Genomic DNA, 18,420 nt, shown 5'->3' on the forward strand with positions numbered 1-18,420 from the left:
GATTTTGTTCATGAATATAGAAAGAAAAAATCAGGCAAATAAATTAGCCCGGGAGTGTATCGTTACGGCGCTGATGCAGTTATTAAAGGAAAAGCCGCTGTCTGCCATATCCATTTCCGAATTGACAGAAAGAGCCGGCGTTTCACGGATGACATATTACCGAAATTACCAGTCTAAAGAAGATATCTTCTCTTCCTATCTGGAAGAAGCCTTAGCCGACTACCAGAAAGAGGCGCGGGAACTATTATTAGATAAGCAGATCTATGACTCCGCCAACCTCTTCCACTGTTTTTCTTACTTCGAGAAACACAAGGAATTTCTCGACGGCCTGTTCAAAAGCGGGCTTGGGCATCTGCTCCTGACTGCAATCAGCAAATATATCATCGATTTCTGGTATAAACCGGAGGATGGAATGGAAACCTATTACGGATTGCAGGCTTTTGCAGGAGCTTTGTATAATCTCTACATTTCCTGGTCTTCAAATGGAGCGAAAGAAACTCCGGAAGAGCTTGTCGGGCTCTTGCAGCGTATTGCGGAGCCTACAAAAATGTAAATCATGATTTGTCAGTTTTTTTATAATTTTCTATTTTTTTTTCAGATTATCTATTGACATATCTCATATCGTATGATATTATCAATATATCAAAAGAAAAGGAGGACAGACCACCAAAAATTTAAATCTTTAAATCTGAAAAATAAAGAAAAGAGAGGTATCGTCCGATGGATACAGAATTTTAAAATCCACTTTACAGAATAGAAGATTCGTACAGTGGATTTTTCATTTTCCCTATCCGCGCAGCGTTGCAATCAAGCGTTTTTCATGCATCAGCAGTTCCAGCCCTTCCTGTATCGACCTTACACATATATCCGCCTCCACAGCCAATCTTCCATACATGCCTTCTGCATCCATAACTCCGATTGAAAGTCCGGCAATCTGGCACATGAGTACATCATTCCTGCCATTTCCCACACATATGCACTTCTCACAGCCAAGCTCTTCCACTATCTGCTTTTTCGCATGTGCGGCATCTTGGGAAGGAAACGTGCGGATATCTGCCGGGATATCCGCACACTCTTTCTTTGCATTTCCATGTGTATCTGCCGTAACCACATAAATCCGGAACCTCTCTGCCAGCCGATTCAGGCGTTCACGCACATTGCCCGGAATCAACCCGTCTACAGCTATGGTCCCGTTGTAATCCAATACCAAATACTCCAAATTAAGTACCTTGTAACCGGGAATCTCTATCTTCATCTACCTGCTCCCGAACTGGAACCTATGAACCGGACGGCAGGTACGGCCTTAATATTCCTGCCACATTGCTGATTGGCATCGTCTGGAGCCACACCTTGCCCGGCCCGCTGATTACGGTATTGAATAACCCTTCGCCGCCGAACAGCATGTTCTTGACTCCCGGCACGCTCTTAATCTCTATCTGGCAGGACGCCGTCATCGCCGCAAGATGGCCGGTATCTACGACAATCTGCTGCCCCGGCTGCAGTTCATATTCCACAACATGTCCGTCAAACTCGGCAAATACGATTCCAAGTCCGCTGATTTTCTGCATGATGAACCCTTCGCCGCCAAACAGCCCGGAACTGAACTTCTTATTAAAGAACACGGACAACTGCACCCCTGCTTCGCCGGCAAGGAATGCGCTTTTCTGGAAAATCATCTCCTGCCCAGGGGCGATCTCGAACGCCTTAATCGACCCCGGGAAACTGGATGCAAACGCAATCATACCGCTGCCGCCCTGCGCTGTGTAAATGTTCTGGAACATCTTCTCCCCCGAGAACATCCTTCCGAACGCTTTCCCAATTCCTCCGTTAGTCGTCGTCTCCATCAGCATATTCGGCGACATCCATGACATGCCGCCGCCTTCCGTTATCATCTTCTCTCCGCCCTCAAGCTGGCAGATTACAACTGGAAGTGTCTCTCCCTTAATCTCATACCTCATAATGTACCTCCTGATATGTCTTTACCTATATCATAATCATTTATGGAAAAAGTGTCAATTAAATTCAACAATACATCCTCCCTGCCAGCCTACTCCTTTGATGGCTTCGCCCACGCACAGAACAGCACAAACCCGAGGAACAATACGGCTAAAGCCATCCATCCGGCAAGCGCAGCCGTCCCCTGCCCAACGAATTTATCGTAATACCCCTTTAAATAAATGACAATAATAATCACCGGAAGCACATAGGACACATATCCTTTTAACCCCCGTGGGAAATGGATTCCATCTCCTGCATTAGCTTCTTCCAGAAACTCCTCCCATCCCCATCCATTCTTTCTGGTACAGAATAGGACATACCCCAGGCTTCCCAGAGGAAGCAGGTTGTTGGACACGATGAAATCCTCAAGATCCATGATATTCGTCCCTGCGCCCAACGGTTCAAACCCGGCCAATACATTGAAGCCCAGCACGCAAGGCATACTCAACACCACAAGCATCACCACATTCGCCAGCACACTCTTACGTCTGGACCATCCAAGCAGATCCATTGCAAATGAAATAATATTCTCGAACACTGCCACAATCGTTGTAAACGCCGCAAAGGTCAGGAACAGGAAGAACAATGCCGCCCACGCCCTTCCCCCTGGCATCTGTGCAAAGATATTGGGTATCGTAATGAAAATCAAGCTCGGCCCGGCCCCTGGCTCAATGCCGAAGGCAAAACAGGAGGGAATAATGATGAATCCCGCCATTAGCGCCACGAACGTATCCAATGCCGTAATACTGACGGCTTCTCCTGTCAGGCTCCGTTCTCTTCCAATATAACTGCCGAAGATCTGCATCGCCCCAATCCCAATGGAGAGGGTGAAAAATGCCTGGCTCATCGCTCCAAAAATTATGTTTCCAATGCCAATCTCCCGCATCCCGGCGAAATCCGGAACCAGATAGAAACGTATCCCTTCTCCTGCGCCTTCGAGAAATACCGAGTGGACTGCAAGCGCCACCATGATAACCAGAAGCGCGGACATCATGACCTTGGAAACACGCTCGATTCCCTTCTGGATTCCAAAGTAACAGACTGCAAATCCAATGATACAGATCAGGACCGTCCAAAATGTCATGACCGGCACATTCCCAAGCATCTCTGAGAATCCTTCCGCCACCGTCTCAGACGATGCGCCTGCAAATTCTCCCTTGACGCTTCGGAAACAGTAATACATCATCCAGCCGCCCACCGACGTATAGAACATCATCAGCAGATAGCACCCGACCACGCCAATCCATTTCATCACATGCCAGCGCGTCCCGACAATCTCTAATTTTTCAAAACTTGCCGCCACGCTCCTGCGGCTTCCTCTTCCCACGGCAAACTCGCAGACCATCACCGGGATTCCCATAATCAGCAGGAATGCCAGATAGATGAGGATGAACGCCGCGCCCCCAAACTCCCCGCACATATAGGGGAACTTCCATACATTTCCGATTCCGATGGCACACCCGGCAGATACCAGAATAAATCCCATACGCGACCCGAATTTTTCTCTCTTCACGCTCTCTTATCCTCTGGAACATCTGAACTTGAGTTCTTCCCACCTGCGATCCACTTCCTTCTGGAATTCTTCAATCAGATATTCATTTCCTTTCTTAAATAAATGTTTAAAACGTCCCTGAGGCTTCAGGAAATCTTCAATCGGCAGCTTCTTCTTAGGCTCATAGTTCAGAATCCACCTGCCTTCCACCACCTCGAACAAAGGCCAGTAGCAAGTCTCCACGCCCAGCTTACAGATTTCCAGAATATCTGGTGTGTTGTACCTCCAACCTCTCGGGCATGGCGCCATAATGTTTAAAAATGCCGCTCCCGGCGTATAGATTGCCTTCTCGGATTTCACATGGAGATCCTTAAAATTCTGGATAAATGTAGTCTGCGCCACATAGGGGATATCATGCGCGGCGATGATTGCCGCCAAGTCTTTTCGGTTCTGAGGCTTTCCGTTGCTTTCGCTGCCTACTGGAGTCGTCGTCGTATCCGCATACATCGGCGTGGCAGAGGAACGCTGGATTCCTGTATTCATATATGCACCGTTATCGTAACACACGTATACCATATCCGTGTTCCTCTCCATCGCGCCGGACAAGGACTGGAAACCGATATCATAAGTCCCGCCGTCTCCGCCGAAGGTAATGAACTTGTATGTCTCGTTTAATTTCCCCTTTCTCTTCAAAACTTTGTAAGCGCCCTCCACACCGCTTAAAGTCGCTCCTGCATTCTCAAACGCATTATGGATATAACTATCCTCCCAAGCAGTATAGGGGTAGGTAAATGTGGATACCTCAAGGCATCCTGTGGCATTTCCGATTACCGCCTTATCTCCTTCGTGCAGGCCCCTCAGTACGTTCCTCACCGCAATCGTGCCGCCGCAGCCAGCACACATTCTATGCCCCGGAGCCAGACGTTCCGGCTTACTCATCGTTTCTTTGAAATTATAACCCATCTTTTGTCCCCCCTATTCTCTGATTCCCAGATAACGGTATGTTTCTCCCGCATTGCCGTCTTTTGCGATTTGTTTCAGAACTGCGAATACACCTTCCATATCTTCTACGCGCACGTCTCGCCCGCCAAGCCCATAGATGTAATTCACTGCCAAAGCATTAGACCTTGCCCGGTATAGTGCGGACATCACGTCTGCGCCGAGGGGACCTCCGTGGTTGGTATATCCCTCCGCACGGTCCATAACCGCAACTGCCTTGACTCCTTCCAGGGCTTCGGCAATTCCTTCCGCCGGAAATGGACGGTAAAGGCGGATTTTCAAAAGACCAACCTTTTCTCCCCGTTCCCGCAGGGCGTCAATGGCATCCTTTGTAGTGCCTGCCGCCGATCCAATCATGACCACCGCATACTCGGCATCCTCCATGCGGTACTCCTCGAACAGCCCGTACTCTCTTCCTGAAATCCCTGCAAATTCCTTCGCCACATCCAAAACAACCTGTTCCACATGCTTCATGCCTTCTGCCTGGTTACGCTTTGCTTCCATATAATAGTCCGTGATAGAATAAGGCCCCACCGCCATCGGACAATCTGGGTTCAGCAGATAATTCTCAGGCTCATATTCCCCGACAAATCTCTTTACCTCATCATCTTCCAGCAGTTCCATGTTTTCCACGGCATGGCTGGTAATGAAACCATCCTGGCAAACCATGATAGGAAGCCGCACGTCCTTGTGCTCAGAAATGCGGTATGCCTGTACCATGTTGTCGTAGGCTTCCTGATTGTTCTCCGCATAGATTTGAATCCATCCGGCATCTCGCGCTCCCATACTGTCCGAATGATCACAGTTAATATTAATCGGCCCTGACAGAGCGCGGTTCACTAACGCCAATGCCAAAGGAAGGCGGTTGGACGCCGCTATGTATAACTCTTCCCACATATAGGCAAGCCCGCAGGAAGAGGTTGCCGTCAAGCTTCTGGCGCCTGCCGCCGACGCTCCGATTGCAGCGCTCATGGAGCTGTGCTCGCTCTCTACCGGAATAAATTCCGTATCCACCTGCCCATTTGCCACGAAGGACGCAAAATACTGGGGAATCTCCGTAGACGGGGTGATTGGGAACGCCGGGAATACATCCGGGTTAATCTGTCTTAATGCGATTGCAATCGCTTCATTTCCTGATAAACGGTCTCTTTTTGCCATCTCTTATTCCACCCCTTCCATCGTAATCGCACCGAACGGGCATGCCTTGACGCAGATGCCGCACCCCTTACAATGCCCATAATCGAATTCGCCTCGTTTGCCGTCTTTCACAGGGATGCAGCTGTCCGGGCAGACCGGCGTACACAGAAGACATTGTTTACATTTTTCTTCGATAAATACCGGCTTGTCTGTGGACCATTCACCTGTGTTGAACTCTTTGGACGTCCCTGCCCCGGCAATCACCATGCCTTCCGTCAGCTCTTTCCATGTTGCTTTTACACCTAATTTCCTGATATCCGTACTCATTACCGCACCTCCTCAAGGGCCATCTCAAGAGCCGCCATATTGCCATCGATAACCTCCGGCTTACTGGCAAACTTATGTGAAAAGGATGCCCGCATTTCTCTCAAGAATGTCTCTTCGTCCATAATTTCCGCTACTTTGACGATTGCCGCAAGGAGTGGTGTATTGGGGAAATATCTTCCCATCGCAGCCATGGATACCTTGTGGGCGTCGATGGTATATACCTTTCCTTCATAGCCTTTCAGGTGGGGGAGGATCTCCTCCTTGGGGCGGGATGTATTGACAAGGATCGCTCCATCTTTTTTCAATCCGCCAGTCACATCCACTGCTTCTAACAGCGATTCGTCTACGACTACCACATACTGGGGGGTATAGATATTGGAATGGACGCGGATCTGCCTGTCACTGATTCGGTTATACGCCGTAATCGGCGCACCCATACGCTCTGGGCCGTACTCCGGGAATCCCTGGACGTATTTCCCTGTCTGGAACGCCACGTCTGCAAGGAGCAGGGCTGCCGTCTTGGCGCCCTGGCCGCCCCTGCCGTGCCATCTGATTTCTGTAAGGTTACTCATCTTCCTTCTTCCTTTCCTTGTATTTTTCTTCCGGGTATGCTATTACCGAGTGAACTCTGTTTTTCTCACATCCACTATTGTACTTGAAGATTCGTCTGGTGTCTACAATGAATTACTATTTTTTACTTCCATCTCCGCTTTCGCCCCGCGCTCTCCATAGCGGCAGCTGCGCTTGCCGCGGCCAGAATCAGGCAGATACAGATTCTCCCTACCGTTCCATCCCCTGTCTTAGGCGACCTGGGCAATCTCGGCGGTTCTGGTTTCCTTACCAGCTTCACGGTCTGGTTCTGGTCTTCCATATCCTCATGGTCCGCAACCTCTTCCCCATTTCCCGTCATATAGAGCTTCTCGAACACAACCAGTTCCTTCTCTCCAAGCCCCTCGCTTGGGAAGGTAAAGTCTAACTCAATACTTCCCGTAGGTTTCTCTGCCTTGAAGACGCGTTCTGCAGTCACTGGCGTCCCGTCAATCATCAACGCCTCCCCTGCAGCCTTATCCATGAGTACGCCCACAACCTTATATTCCATGCCCTCAATCAGATTCTCATACTCTACCAGGTCCGTAACCGTCGCCATATCCCCAATCACCAGTTCTTTATCGCCGTCTGCCTTATCCTTCGCGTTCGTCTTGATTGTCGGGAAATAGATGCTCTGTTTCACCTCCTTCAAATCCTCATGGGCTGCGATAGGATGCTCCTCATACTCCAGTGTCTCGAAAATAACCGCCGTCTTTCCTGCAAGGGATGTCCCGCTCAGAGAAAACTCTACGGAAACCTCCCCTTGGGTTTCCTCTGCCACGAAGGACGCCTCTGCTGTGACCGCATTCCCGCCGTCGTCTTTCAGCGTCTCGCCTGTCTCCTGATCCATCAGGATTCCTTTCACCGTGTACTCATTTCCAACCACCACATTTGAATAAAAGATCTGATCCGTAACGCCAATCTCCCCGTCTGCCATCGACTGATGGGTCAGCGTCTCATCATCTGCCGCCTCTGTCCAGACTTTCGGGATATGGATGGTCTGCGCCTTATCTTCCAAATCTTTATGGACTGCAGCCGTCGTTTTCCGAAACCATGACTTCTCCATCGACAGCTCCTCGAACACGACGAATGTATGCCCTTCTAAGCCTTCCCCCGGGAAATGAAAGGTCAGTTCTACCGTACCCTCCTCTTCCTCCGGCACAAATTTCATATCTGCGCGAATCTTCTTTCCCTTGGCATCTAACGCCGGTTCCCCTGTCTCTTGGTCCATCAGCTCCCCGTAGAGATGATACCGGCGCCCGGGTATCAGGTGATGATAAGAAACCCTGTCCACCACCGTAACCTCCTTAGACGCATTCGTCAGATTCGTCCCTGTCTCGGGATTAAACGCCTGTGTCTGAATCTCCGGAAAATCAACCGTCTGCGCCTCATCCTCGATATCTGCATGAATCGCAATGCTCTTCTTCTCGGAAAATAATTCCTCAAACGCAACTGCCGTCTTTCCTGCAAGCAGACTCCCGTCAAATACAAACACTACGGTCACGTCTCCCTCTGTATCTTTCGCCGTAAATTCCTTCTTTGCCCGAATCTCCTTCCCTTGGGCATCCAACAACGGCTCTCCGTTTGACTTGTCCATCAACACTCCCTGTACCGTATACGTTTTCCCCGGAATCAGGTTCTCGTAATGCACCACATCTTCAATCGTCACCTGCTGCCCTGCATAGGAATTCCCTTTGCCAGTCTCCTTATCTGTCGCCGTGGTTTCAATAGACGGGAAATACACCGTCTGTCCCTCGTCCTTTACATCCTTATGCTCCGCCGCCAGTTTCCCGCTGCACAGCAGCTCTTCAAAGACAACCATTGTCTCTCCTGCAAGCCTGCTCCCGTTAAACCGGAATACCACTTCCGCACTTCCATCCTTCTTTGTCGGGGTAAATGCCGTCTGCGCCGTAATCGGTTTCCCGTCTGCATCTTCCGCCGCTTTCTTCGTCTCCTTGTCCACCAGTGTTCCTTTCAGCACATACTCCCTTCCCGGCAGAAGGTTCTCATACTTCACCACGTCAACCAACGTCACATCCCCATCTGCCCTTGAAATGTGTGACTTCGTGTCATTGTCCAAAACGGCAGTGCCAATCTTAGGGATGTAAATTGTCTGGGAATCGTCTGTGATGTCATGGTGGACGGCATATTCCTGATTATCTTTTTTCAGTGTCTCAAAGGCCACTAAGGTCTTCCCGGCAAGTTTCTTCCCCGGGAAAGTAAATACCACTTCCACCGTCCCGCTTGTCTCCTTTGCCGTAAAAGATGTCTCCGCCTCTACCTTACTTCCGTTATCGTCAAGGACGGCTTTCCCTGTCGCCTGATCCATCAGAATCCCAGTAATCTTATATTTGCGTCCGGCGCGCAGATTCTCATAAGACACCGTGTCCACAATGATCATTTCTTCCTCTGCTGCCGCCATCTGGCTGCCGCTCTTCTGGTCAGCCGCGCTCGTTGCGATGGCAGGAAAATGGATGGTCTGGGAATCGTCGTTGATGTCCGCATGCTCCGCCAGCTTTTCATCTCCCAGATACAATTTTTCATAGATTACAACGTCATTTCCCGCAAGCCCTGAGGCGTCAAAGGTAAATTCCACCTCAACCTCTCCGTTGGAATCCTTAGGGATGAACGTCTTTGTCACCGTAACGGGATTTCCTTCTCTGTCCGTGACCTTAACTCCCGTCGTCCGGTTCATCAGCGTCCCTTCCAGACGGTAGGTCTTCTCTTTCTGCAAGCCGATATAAGTAACCCGGTCAATCAACGTCACATCATCCGCCAAAGCATAGTGTGTTCCTGTCGCCTCGTCTCTTGCCGCGGTCTCGATTGCAACATCCGCATTTTCCACATTTCCCAGACTGACGATATAGTTTGCCCGGGTGATGGTAAATGAACCGGAATAGAGGAATTTTCCTTCATTGGCTGCACACTTTAGTTCTTCGATGGTATAGGTGTCATAGGGCATCGCTCCCACGCTGTCATCCACGGGGACGCTCCCGCCATCCCTGCCAAGCCCAAACCACAGACCGTCTCCCGCCTGGCTGCCGTTGGTCCGATGGCTGTGGGCGGCGTATGCGGTACTGGAAGAATAATGTCCGTTCTCGTCCGTCATGACGACGTGGGATTCCTTTGTTGTCTTTGACGTAATCCGAAAAGGCACGCCGGCAATGGGACGCTGGGTATTCTTGTCAATCTTCGTCAGTTCAAAATCCCCTCGGATCACACTGTCCGCAACCCGGTACTCTGTACCATCCTCCACCATGCCCTGGCTTCCGTCCTGGATAATCCGGGCGACATGGACTTTTTCCGCCGTCCCGCCGACGCCTTCACCATTCAGGTAAAGACTGTCAAGCTGGTATCCCGCCGGCGCCTGTATCTCTTCGACGCTGATTGTCCCCAGGGGCAGCATGATCTCCCCTCCAATCTGGTAAAATGCGTCTCCGGAAATTTTATCTGGTTTTTGTATACTTGCCGCCTTTGCCTCAAACCCTTTTCCTGCCACTGGCTCCCCGGCTTTGACGACCCATGACCTTGTTGCTGATGCCGGAAGATTCTCCTTCGTGTAATGCCCGCCGTAGAAATTTACCCGGAACTGCGTGTTTGCAAGCGTTGCCGCCCCCAACGCCGCTGTTTCCCTGGATTCCCGGTCAACCTTATAAATAATGACCGGGGGTGCGTAAATCGGTTCGTCGCTGACGTTCAATTCTGCCGTCTGTCCTGCCGAGACTTGTATCGGATACACTTCCGGATCAAGCTGATATCCTTTTGCCGCCGTAATTTCTTTCACATAATAAGTCCCGGCGTCTAAACTTGCCGTGTCCGAGTTCCCGGACACATCCGTAGTCAGGACTGCTGCTTGCTGTGTACACCCGCTGTCACGGAACACGCCGTACTGTGCCCCCGCAAGGCTGTAGCAACTGTTCCCGTCCGTAATCTCTGTGTTTGCCGAAGTCTTCTTTAATCTGGCAGAACCGGTGGGATTCTTTTCAAGCCACACAATATCCTGGACATCTGCCGCTCCTGTGTATGCCACATAGGCCCGGTACTGTTTTAGGTAATCCTGAAAAACTCCATAGGAAGGGTCTGCCGGATTCTGGGATAACTGGTTCAGCACATCCGCCATATTCCGCACTCCTGCCGCCATGGATGTTGACAGGCCTTTTAAGGAGCCCATATACAGATATCCAATCAAGGCATGGGCGTAGGCATAGACATTATTGTCCTTCTCGTTATAAATGTTCTTTCCATAATCCTGATACAGTTTCGGTACGCCTCCGGGCGCTATCAGAAGCGCCGCCTTAATCATATCATTGTCAAGCTCTGAGACACGGTATGTCCCATTGGGTGTATTCAGGTTCGGCTGCGCACAGTACCCCAAAAACTGTCCCTCGCTGGTCGTTACCGTGAACTCACAGGTTCCCCAGCTTCCATAGCTGTGCGCAGTACCGGGACGGATTACCACATCCGAACCTGCTGCAGACCGAAACTTCCGCCCTCCGGTTTCCCCAATCAGACGGGCGTCCTTCCCGGTATCTGTCCTGTCGCTGTCCTTCCCCCACACATACCCTTTTTGTGGGAAATGATACTCCGTTTCCAGATTCTCCCCATCGCTTCCTTCCCTAATAGTTTCTTCCCCGGAGGCTCCCTCTAAGGTTCCTTCGTCGGCTTCGTCTGCCAGCCGGAAATCAACGCAGACAATCACAGGCTGATTTCCCATCACAAAAGAATACTTATCCTTCCCTTCTTTTACGGCTTCCGGCGATATCTCTTCTTCTGTCACGGCATCCAGAATCCGAATGTTCTCTACGCAAAATCCTTTATCCGGATCTATCTCCAATGCAACCTTATCCCCTGTACGGTACGCCTTTGTCTCCTCGTCCGTATCTTCTCCTGAACTTGCCAAACTGTCCCCGTCTTGCCCTGTATTCTTATCTTCGTCTGAACTTACAAACCTAACCCTGCCATGCTCCGTCTGCGCAAGCCGGACTGTCCATTCCTCCTGCCCCGTTTCCGAAGCGGAAACATTCCCCACATCATTTTGCAAAGCCAGCAAACAGATTACAAATACCAGCAAAATGGAAATTCCTCTCTTCATTCTTCCCATATTCTGTTCTCCTTTCCGAATTCCGATGATTCTTCCGGAAACCCTATCCATAAAGCATTTCCGGGTATAATGACATCCGGGCACATAACCGCATGCCCGCCCCGAAACCTGTGCATATCAATGGCAAGATGTTATTTGCCTGCCATCAAGCTCTGTTATCCGATATTTCGTTTTCCGGAACCTCACACCTCCTTCCTTAATCTGTGCCGGCTGGTTCACTCAATCATACCCAAGGGGCATGCATTACGGTGTGCCCTTTGGGTATACCTTATTGGACGAAGTCCACCCGCCCCGCAAGGGGCATGCATTACGGTGTGCCCTTGGGGTATACCTTATTGGACGAAGTCCACCCGCCCCGCAAGGGGCATGCATTACGGTGTGCCCTTTGGGTATTCATTCAGGGATTCGTTACATGAATACGCTTGAATCTTAGATTGATAGAATGTAAGACATTATTACAGAAATGAAAAAAGAATGTCTGACAATAAAAGTTAGGGTAAACTTGGATAATGATAATAAATGAACCATATGATACATCTCATGGAAAACAAAAGAATAAATCAGAACTCTTCGTGTCGCTTAGGACGATTGTCCTGTAGACAGCCCGATACTGTCCGCAACAATGTTTCGTTAGATACATTATAGCAAAATAATCCAGTCTGTCAAGGGGGACTTTGATTCAAAACTCATAAAAAACAATGGAGGTGCCGGGAAATCCTAACACCTCCATTCATCCCATAAGGTTTACGGCTGATTCTCAAAGCTTGTCTCCATAGCTTCTCCAATCATCTTCCAGCATGACATAGCAGTAAAGGTCTGCCCAGCCGCCTTGTTTATCCTTGGTCTGGCTTGGCAAAATACCTTCAAGACGCATTCCCAACTTCTGCATCAGACCGACGGATTTCACGGGGTCGATTGCTTCGGCAAATATCTTGTGGGCATTTAGTTCTCTAAAAGCATAGCCAATCACAGCCTTACAAGACTCATAGGCATAACCCTGCCGCCAAAAGCTGCGGTTGTAAATCCAGCCCATTTCATATACACCCTCGTTAAGCTCATTGAACAGGATGTATCCTATCAGTTTGCCGCTTTCCTTATGGATCGCCGCCACCGCGCCTTTCCTGCCAATGCAGAAAGAAGTCAGAAAATCCTTCGTTTTCTCAAAATCATATGCCGGTTCGCAGTTTGCCATTGTTTCATCATCACCTAAGATGTCGTGGAGTGCCACGGCGTCTTCCGGTGTAAATTCACGAATGATCATCCGTGTAGTTTCTATGTACATATCATCTGTCCTTCAATAGTGTCTTATGCCCTTTCTCATCAGGCTGCCATATTTCCTGTGCCACTGCTTTTGCCGCAACAATATCGACCCCGGTCCCCACGATATTTTCAACAATCACGTCTCCTATACGGATTGGCGCTTTCGCTTCTACATCCTTTAATGCCCGCACACACTCAAGGACTTTTCTCTTAGGAATATCTTCTCTCGTCTTGACCGGCACCATCCGCGCAGCCCCGCCGGACACCTTCACCGTTGTCGTCACAATCCTTGTGGGGTTCGTCAGCTCTTTTCTGGCATAAGCCTCCCCGCGCCTGCATGTGTTCCCGGACACGCCAAGAATCTCCCCTTCTTCCATCGCAACGTTAAGCATGCATCCCATAGGGCAGTTAATACAGATTAGATTTTTCTCTTCCATCGCTCTTATGCCTCCTCTATCTTCACATGAATTGCCTCTAAGGTAGGATATTCCATAAGCTGCTCTTTCGTAAGCACAACCTCCTCCATCTCGCCCGGGGCGGCCACCGCCTTTTTCTTGTGGATTACCCTGTCTTTTCCAAAATAAACGCTGACATAGCAATTTTTGTATACGCTTCCTACGCGGAAACGTACGGTCAGCCGTTCATCCATGCGCTTGACACAGATTGTTTCCGGGACTGTGTAACGTACTCCTTCTCCCGCAGCCAAACGAATCTTTCTGTTATCTCCCCCCGCAGCCTTCTTCTCCTGCACGTACTTCGCCGCGTTTTTCCCCGCAGCCTTCGCCTCCTCCGAAACGAAATCTACCAAATCATGCACATGGAGTACATTTCCGCATGCAAATACACCCTCAATATTCGTCTCAAGGCTTTCATCCACCCTTGGCCCGGATGTGACCGGGTTCAGCTCCACGCCCATGCCGCCGGAAAGCTCATTTTCCGGAATCAAGCCTACAGAGAGCAGAAGCGTGTCGCAGGGATAGAATTCCTTTGTGCCGGGAATCGGCTTTCCCTTTCCGTCAACCTTTGCAAGGGTGACTCCCTCAACCCGTTCCTTCCCCTTGATATCCACTACCGTATGGCTCAGCCTGAGGGGAATTCCATAATCGTCCAGACATTGGACGATATTCCGTTTCAAACCGCCGGAATAAGGCATCAGCTCCGCGACCACCTTCACGTTCGCCCCTTCCAGCGTCATCCTCCTTGCCATAATCAGCCCGATATCGCCGGAGCCAAGGATGACAACCTCCCTTCCCGGCAGATACCCCTCCATATTCACAAGACGCTGTGCCGTTCCTGCCGAAAAGATTCCTGCCGGACGGTATCCCGGGATGTTCAGCGCCCCCCTTGGACGCTCCCGGCATCCCATGGCAAGGATGACTGCCTTCGCCTGAATCTCAAACAGTCCGTCTTCCCGGTTCATCGCCGTCACAACCTTCCCGCGGCTTATGTCCATGACCATGGTATTTAACCGATATTCAATACCCAAGCCCTTCACCGCGTCAATAAACCGCCCTGCATACTCAGGTCCCGTCAACTCTTCTTTAAAAGTATGCAATCCGAAACCGTTATGGATACATTGGTTCAAGATTCCTCCAAGCTCCTTGTCACGTTCCAGAATGACAATCCTTTGGACTCCGTTTTCCCTTGCCGAGACTGCAGCCGCAAGTCCGGCCGGGCCGCCCCCGATAACCACAATATCATAATTTTCCATATCGATGCCTCCTCACAACTTAAAATACATCCTTATTCGTCCCGACAGCCAGATAAGAATTCCCGCCGGATTTCGTCACTTCCCGGATATCCATCTTCCACTCCCTTGCAAGAATCTCCATCGTCCTCGGAGAACAGAACCCTGACTGACAGCGCCCCATGCCCGCCCTCGTCCTGCGTTTCACCCCGTCTAAGGACTTTGCGCCAAGGGGACGCCGTATGGCGTCGATAATCTCTCCCTCTGTGACCATCTCGCAGCGGCAGATGATATTCCCATACGCCGGATTCTCCCGAATCAACGCCGTCCGCTCTTCCTTAGACAGCGTTTCCGGTTTCAGGACTCCCTTTCTTGTGGCGATGAAGCGCTCTTTTTCCTGAAGTTCCAGTCTCTCCCGCAGCATCCCGGCAATCCGTTCCCCAATCGCCGGACAGCTCGTAAGCCCAGGAGACTCAATTCCCGCACAGTCAATAAATCCCGGTGCATCCTCTAACTCTTCTATGATAAATTCATCCCCGTCTTCATGCGCCCGCAATCCTGCAAATGAGGTAATCACCTGACGCATAGGGATATTTTTCACGTTCATCCCCGCCTTACCAAGCACCTGAGCGATTCCATCCCGGGTCGTGTTCGTCCCCTCTTTGTCCTGAATGTCAACCGCCGTCGGTCCCAGAAGCAGATTGCCGTGAACCGTCGGTGTGACCAGAATCCCCTTACCAAATTCCCCCGGCAGCGTAAATATGGTACTTTTCACATGGTTTCCGGCACACTTATCCAACAGGCAGTAATCTCCCCGCCTTGGCGTAATGTGAATCTTGCGTTTGCTGACCATATTGTGGATTCTGTCTGCGTAGACCCCCGCCGCATTCACCACATATTTTGCAAAATAGACGCCTTGGCCCGTCAGTATCCGGTAACCACCCTCCTGCTTCCCAATCCCCGTCACTTCCGTACGGAAATGGAATTCCACTCCGTTCATGCTGGCATTTTCCGCAAGGGCGATATTCAATTCAAAGGGACATATGATTCCCCCTGTGGGCGCATAAAGCGCCGCATACACGTCCTCCGAAAGATTTGGTTCTTTTTCTAAGGCCTCATCCCGGTTCAGGATACGGAGTCCTTTCACGCCGTTGGCAACCCCTCTGCCATACAACGCCTCAAGCCTTGGCAGATCCTCTTTGTTCTGGCAGGCTACCAGCGAACCATTGCGGATAAAAGGAATATCAAGCTCCTGAGCCAGCGATTCCATCATCTCATTCCCCCGCAGGTTCATCTTTGCTTTCAGGGAGCCGGTTGGCGCGTCGTACCCTGCATGGACAATCCCGCTGTTCGCCTTGGACGTCCCGCAGCAAACGTCCTCTTCCTTTTCCAACACACACACATTTACCTTATAACGGGACAGTTCCCTTGCCGCCGCACAGCCGGACACTCCCCCGCCTATAATGATTACATCATATCGATACATAAGTAAGCCTCCTTCTCATCCTAAAATCTGCTATCCAATCCATTTACCATAAGGCATCCCTGCCCCTGCAGGCGTCAGGTACAAAAAGAGCAAGACAATAAACGCATATCTCTCAATGCGTCCATTGCCCTGCTCTTCTCTCCTGCAAATCCTCTATTCAAAAATATAATTACATTTCCTGTTCTTCCTTTGCCCATCCATAGGCATACTTAACCGCCTTGTTCCACCCGAGTATCTTCTTCGCCCGCCGCTCTTCCGGAATGGACGGCTCAAATTTCCGGTCGATTGCCCAGTTCTTATGCACTTCTTCCTTGCTCTTCCAGTATCCCACCGCAAGGCCCGCCAGATACGCCGCGCCCATTGCCGTCGTCTCTACGCACTGGGGACGCTGTACAGGGGCGTTGATGATGTCCGCCTGGGTCTGCATGAGGAAATCATTGGCGCTGGCGCCGCCGTCTACCTTCAGGGACGCCAGTGAAATGCCGGAATCTGCCTTCATCGCCGTCAGCACGTCGTTGACCTGATAAGCCAGTGATTCCAGCGTCGCGCGGATAATGTGGTACTTGTTCACCCCGCGGGTAATCCCGACGATGGTTCCTCTGGCGTACTGATCCCAGTGAGGCGCTCCAAGCCCTGTGAACGCAGGAACCACATAACAGCCGTTGGTATCCTTTACCTTCTTTGCCATATACTCAGAATCCATGGCAGAATCTATCAGGCGCATCTCATCCCGCAGCCATTGAACTGCCGCCCCGGCAACGAAAATCGACCCCTCAAGGGCATAATTGACTTTCCCGTCCAGTCCCCATGCTATGGTCGTCACCAGCCCATTCTTGGAGAACACCGGCTTTTCACCTGTGTTCATCAGCAGGAAACACCCTGTGCCGTATGTATTCTTTGCTTCGCCCGCCGTAAAACAGGTCTGCCCGAACAGCGCCGACTGCTGGTCGCCGGCAGCCCCGGCAATCGGAATCGCGCCTCCAAAGAAGGACGGGTCTGCCTCACCGTAGATGTAACTGGACGGCTTCGCCTCCGGCAGCATGCATCTTGGAATCGTTAGTTCTTCTAAAATCTCGTCGTCCCATTCCAACGTGTTAATGTTAAAAAGCATGGTGCGGGACGCATTGGAGTAGTCCGTCACATGGACTTTGCCCTTGGTAAGCTTCCATATCAGCCAAGTCTCTACCGTTCCGAAGAGGAGTTCCCCTCTCTCGGCTCTCTCCCTTGCGCCTTCCACATGATCCAGAATCCATTTTACCTTCGTCCCGGCAAAATAAGCGTCAATCACTAATCCCGTCTTCTCACGGAACTTATCCGTAAATCCCTTTTCTTTCAGGGAATCGCAATACTCGGACGTTCTCCTGCACTGCCACACAATTGCATGGTAGACCGGTTCTCCGGTATTCTTGTCCCACACGATTGCCGTCTCCCGCTGGTTTGTGATTCCAATCGCGGCAATATCCGAAGCAGACGCCCCTATCATACTCATAGCCTCCACGGCTACCCCCATCTGGCTCGCCCAGATTTCGTCTGCATCGTGCTCTACCCAGCCCGGCTTGGGGAAATACTGCTTGAATTCCCGCTGCGCGACGCTGCACATCTTCCCTTCCTCGTTGAAAAGAATACATCTGTTGCTCGTGGTCCCGGCGTCTAACGCCATTACATACTTCGCCATCCTCACACCCTCCTAAAAACCATTTTATCCTGTTTACATCCGCCATACGCCTCGGTTCGTCGTGGATACCGCTATCGCACCGGCAGACAGCGCGCCCACTACGTCCTCTTTATCGGTAATCAGCCCGCCGGCAATGATTGGAGTCCTGGAAATCTTACAGATCTCCCTGATTACTTTCGGCATGATTCCCGGAAGCACCTCGATAAAGTCCGGCCTAATCCCATGCTGCTGATTCCGTATATTCTCTAAAGCCATAGAATCGATAAGAAAATACCGAAGCACCGTACACAGCGAAAGCTCCTTCCCTCTTCTAACCAGCGCCGGCTTCGTCGTAATAATCCCGTCCGCTTCCGTATACTGCCGGATATAGTCCACCGCTACCTCTTTGGCGCCTAATCCCGTGATAAGGTCTATATGGACGAACGCCATCCTGCCCGACGCTTTCACCCTGTCCACAATGTCTCTAATCGAACAAATGTCCCCAAACAGAATAAAGACTACCTTGATATCTTCCAGCCCGCAGCACTCTTCCAGCCCTTCTCTGTCCTTTGCTGCGGCCACGACGGGATTACTCTCGATTGCATCGTAATACTTTCTGTCCATCCCTTTTCCCTCTATTATATTCCTTATTTATCCCTTATCTTAACGGACGATGTCCGCCTGCCTAGGA

General features: G+C 50.6%; 15 protein-coding genes. 1 reads left to right on the plus strand and 14 read right to left on the minus strand.

What is annotated here, in order from left to right:
• Positions 1 to 10: 10 nt before the first annotated feature.
• Positions 11 to 553, plus strand: a complete 543-nt coding sequence (locus tag AC6I3O_RS19615) for a TetR/AcrR family transcriptional regulator (protein WP_497852312.1) — start codon at positions 11 to 13, stop codon at positions 551 to 553.
• A 234-nt stretch (positions 554 to 787) separates the two neighbouring features.
• Here the strand turns inward: AC6I3O_RS19615 and AC6I3O_RS19620 are convergent, their stop codons facing one another.
• From AC6I3O_RS19620 to AC6I3O_RS19685, 14 genes are all read right to left on the minus strand, one after another.
• Positions 788 to 1,255, minus strand: coding sequence for an HAD family hydrolase (locus tag AC6I3O_RS19620; protein WP_497852313.1), 468 nt, complete (start codon positions 1,253 to 1,255; stop codon positions 788 to 790).
• 22 nt (positions 1,256 to 1,277) lie between these two features.
• Positions 1,278 to 1,958: a TIGR00266 family protein gene (locus tag AC6I3O_RS19625; protein ID WP_497852314.1), complete on the minus strand. Its 681-nt coding sequence runs from the start codon at positions 1,956 to 1,958 to the stop codon at positions 1,278 to 1,280.
• An 89-nt stretch (positions 1,959 to 2,047) separates the two neighbouring features.
• Positions 2,048 to 3,511, minus strand: a complete 1,464-nt coding sequence (locus AC6I3O_RS19630) for a sodium-dependent transporter (RefSeq protein ID WP_497852315.1) — start codon at positions 3,509 to 3,511, stop codon at positions 2,048 to 2,050.
• A 6-nt stretch (positions 3,512 to 3,517) separates the two neighbouring features.
• Positions 3,518 to 4,453: a thiamine pyrophosphate-dependent enzyme gene (locus AC6I3O_RS19635; protein ID WP_497852316.1), complete on the minus strand. Its 936-nt coding sequence runs from the start codon at positions 4,451 to 4,453 to the stop codon at positions 3,518 to 3,520.
• A gap of 12 nt (positions 4,454 to 4,465) precedes the next feature.
• Positions 4,466 to 5,647: a pyruvate ferredoxin oxidoreductase gene (gene porA / locus AC6I3O_RS19640; RefSeq protein WP_497852317.1), complete on the minus strand. Its 1,182-nt coding sequence runs from the start codon at positions 5,645 to 5,647 to the stop codon at positions 4,466 to 4,468.
• A gap of 3 nt (positions 5,648 to 5,650) precedes the next feature.
• Positions 5,651 to 5,953 (minus strand): 4Fe-4S binding protein, encoded by a 303-nt coding sequence (locus AC6I3O_RS19645; protein WP_497852318.1) that lies wholly within the window; start codon positions 5,951 to 5,953, stop codon positions 5,651 to 5,653.
• A complete protein-coding gene (locus AC6I3O_RS19650; protein ID WP_497852319.1) occupies positions 5,953 to 6,525 on the minus strand; it encodes a 2-oxoacid:acceptor oxidoreductase subunit gamma family protein in 573 nt (190 codons plus the stop codon). Before AC6I3O_RS19650 ends, AC6I3O_RS19645 begins: the two co-directional genes overlap by 1 nt.
• A gap of 122 nt (positions 6,526 to 6,647) precedes the next feature.
• Complete coding sequence (locus AC6I3O_RS19655; RefSeq protein WP_497852320.1) at positions 6,648 to 11,642, minus strand: VaFE repeat-containing surface-anchored protein; 4,995 nt, start codon at positions 11,640 to 11,642, stop codon at positions 6,648 to 6,650.
• Between the two features lie 757 nt (positions 11,643 to 12,399).
• Complete coding sequence (locus AC6I3O_RS19660; RefSeq protein ID WP_497852321.1) at positions 12,400 to 12,924, minus strand: GNAT family N-acetyltransferase; 525 nt, start codon at positions 12,922 to 12,924, stop codon at positions 12,400 to 12,402.
• Position 12,925: 1 nt separating this feature from the next.
• Entirely contained in the window at positions 12,926 to 13,339 is a 414-nt protein-coding gene (locus AC6I3O_RS19665; RefSeq protein WP_497852322.1) for a DUF1667 domain-containing protein, read from the minus strand.
• A 5-nt stretch (positions 13,340 to 13,344) separates the two neighbouring features.
• Complete coding sequence (locus AC6I3O_RS19670) at positions 13,345 to 14,613, minus strand: NAD(P)/FAD-dependent oxidoreductase (RefSeq protein WP_497852323.1); 1,269 nt, start codon at positions 14,611 to 14,613, stop codon at positions 13,345 to 13,347.
• 19 nt (positions 14,614 to 14,632) lie between these two features.
• Positions 14,633 to 16,075, minus strand: coding sequence for an NAD(P)/FAD-dependent oxidoreductase (locus AC6I3O_RS19675; RefSeq protein WP_497852324.1), 1,443 nt, complete (start codon positions 16,073 to 16,075; stop codon positions 14,633 to 14,635).
• Positions 16,076 to 16,244: 169 nt separating this feature from the next.
• The gene (gene glpK, locus AC6I3O_RS19680; protein WP_497852325.1) at positions 16,245 to 17,750 is read right to left on the minus strand and encodes a glycerol kinase GlpK; all 1,506 of its coding nucleotides are present in this window, start codon (positions 17,748 to 17,750) and stop codon (positions 16,245 to 16,247) included.
• 33 nt (positions 17,751 to 17,783) lie between these two features.
• On the minus strand, positions 17,784 to 18,353 hold the full coding sequence (locus AC6I3O_RS19685) for a glycerol-3-phosphate responsive antiterminator (RefSeq protein WP_497852326.1): 570 nt from the start codon (positions 18,351 to 18,353) through the stop codon (positions 17,784 to 17,786).
• Positions 18,354 to 18,420 lie beyond the last annotated feature (67 nt).

The sequence above is a fragment of the Sporofaciens sp. St.21A7 genome, assembly GCF_059728535.1.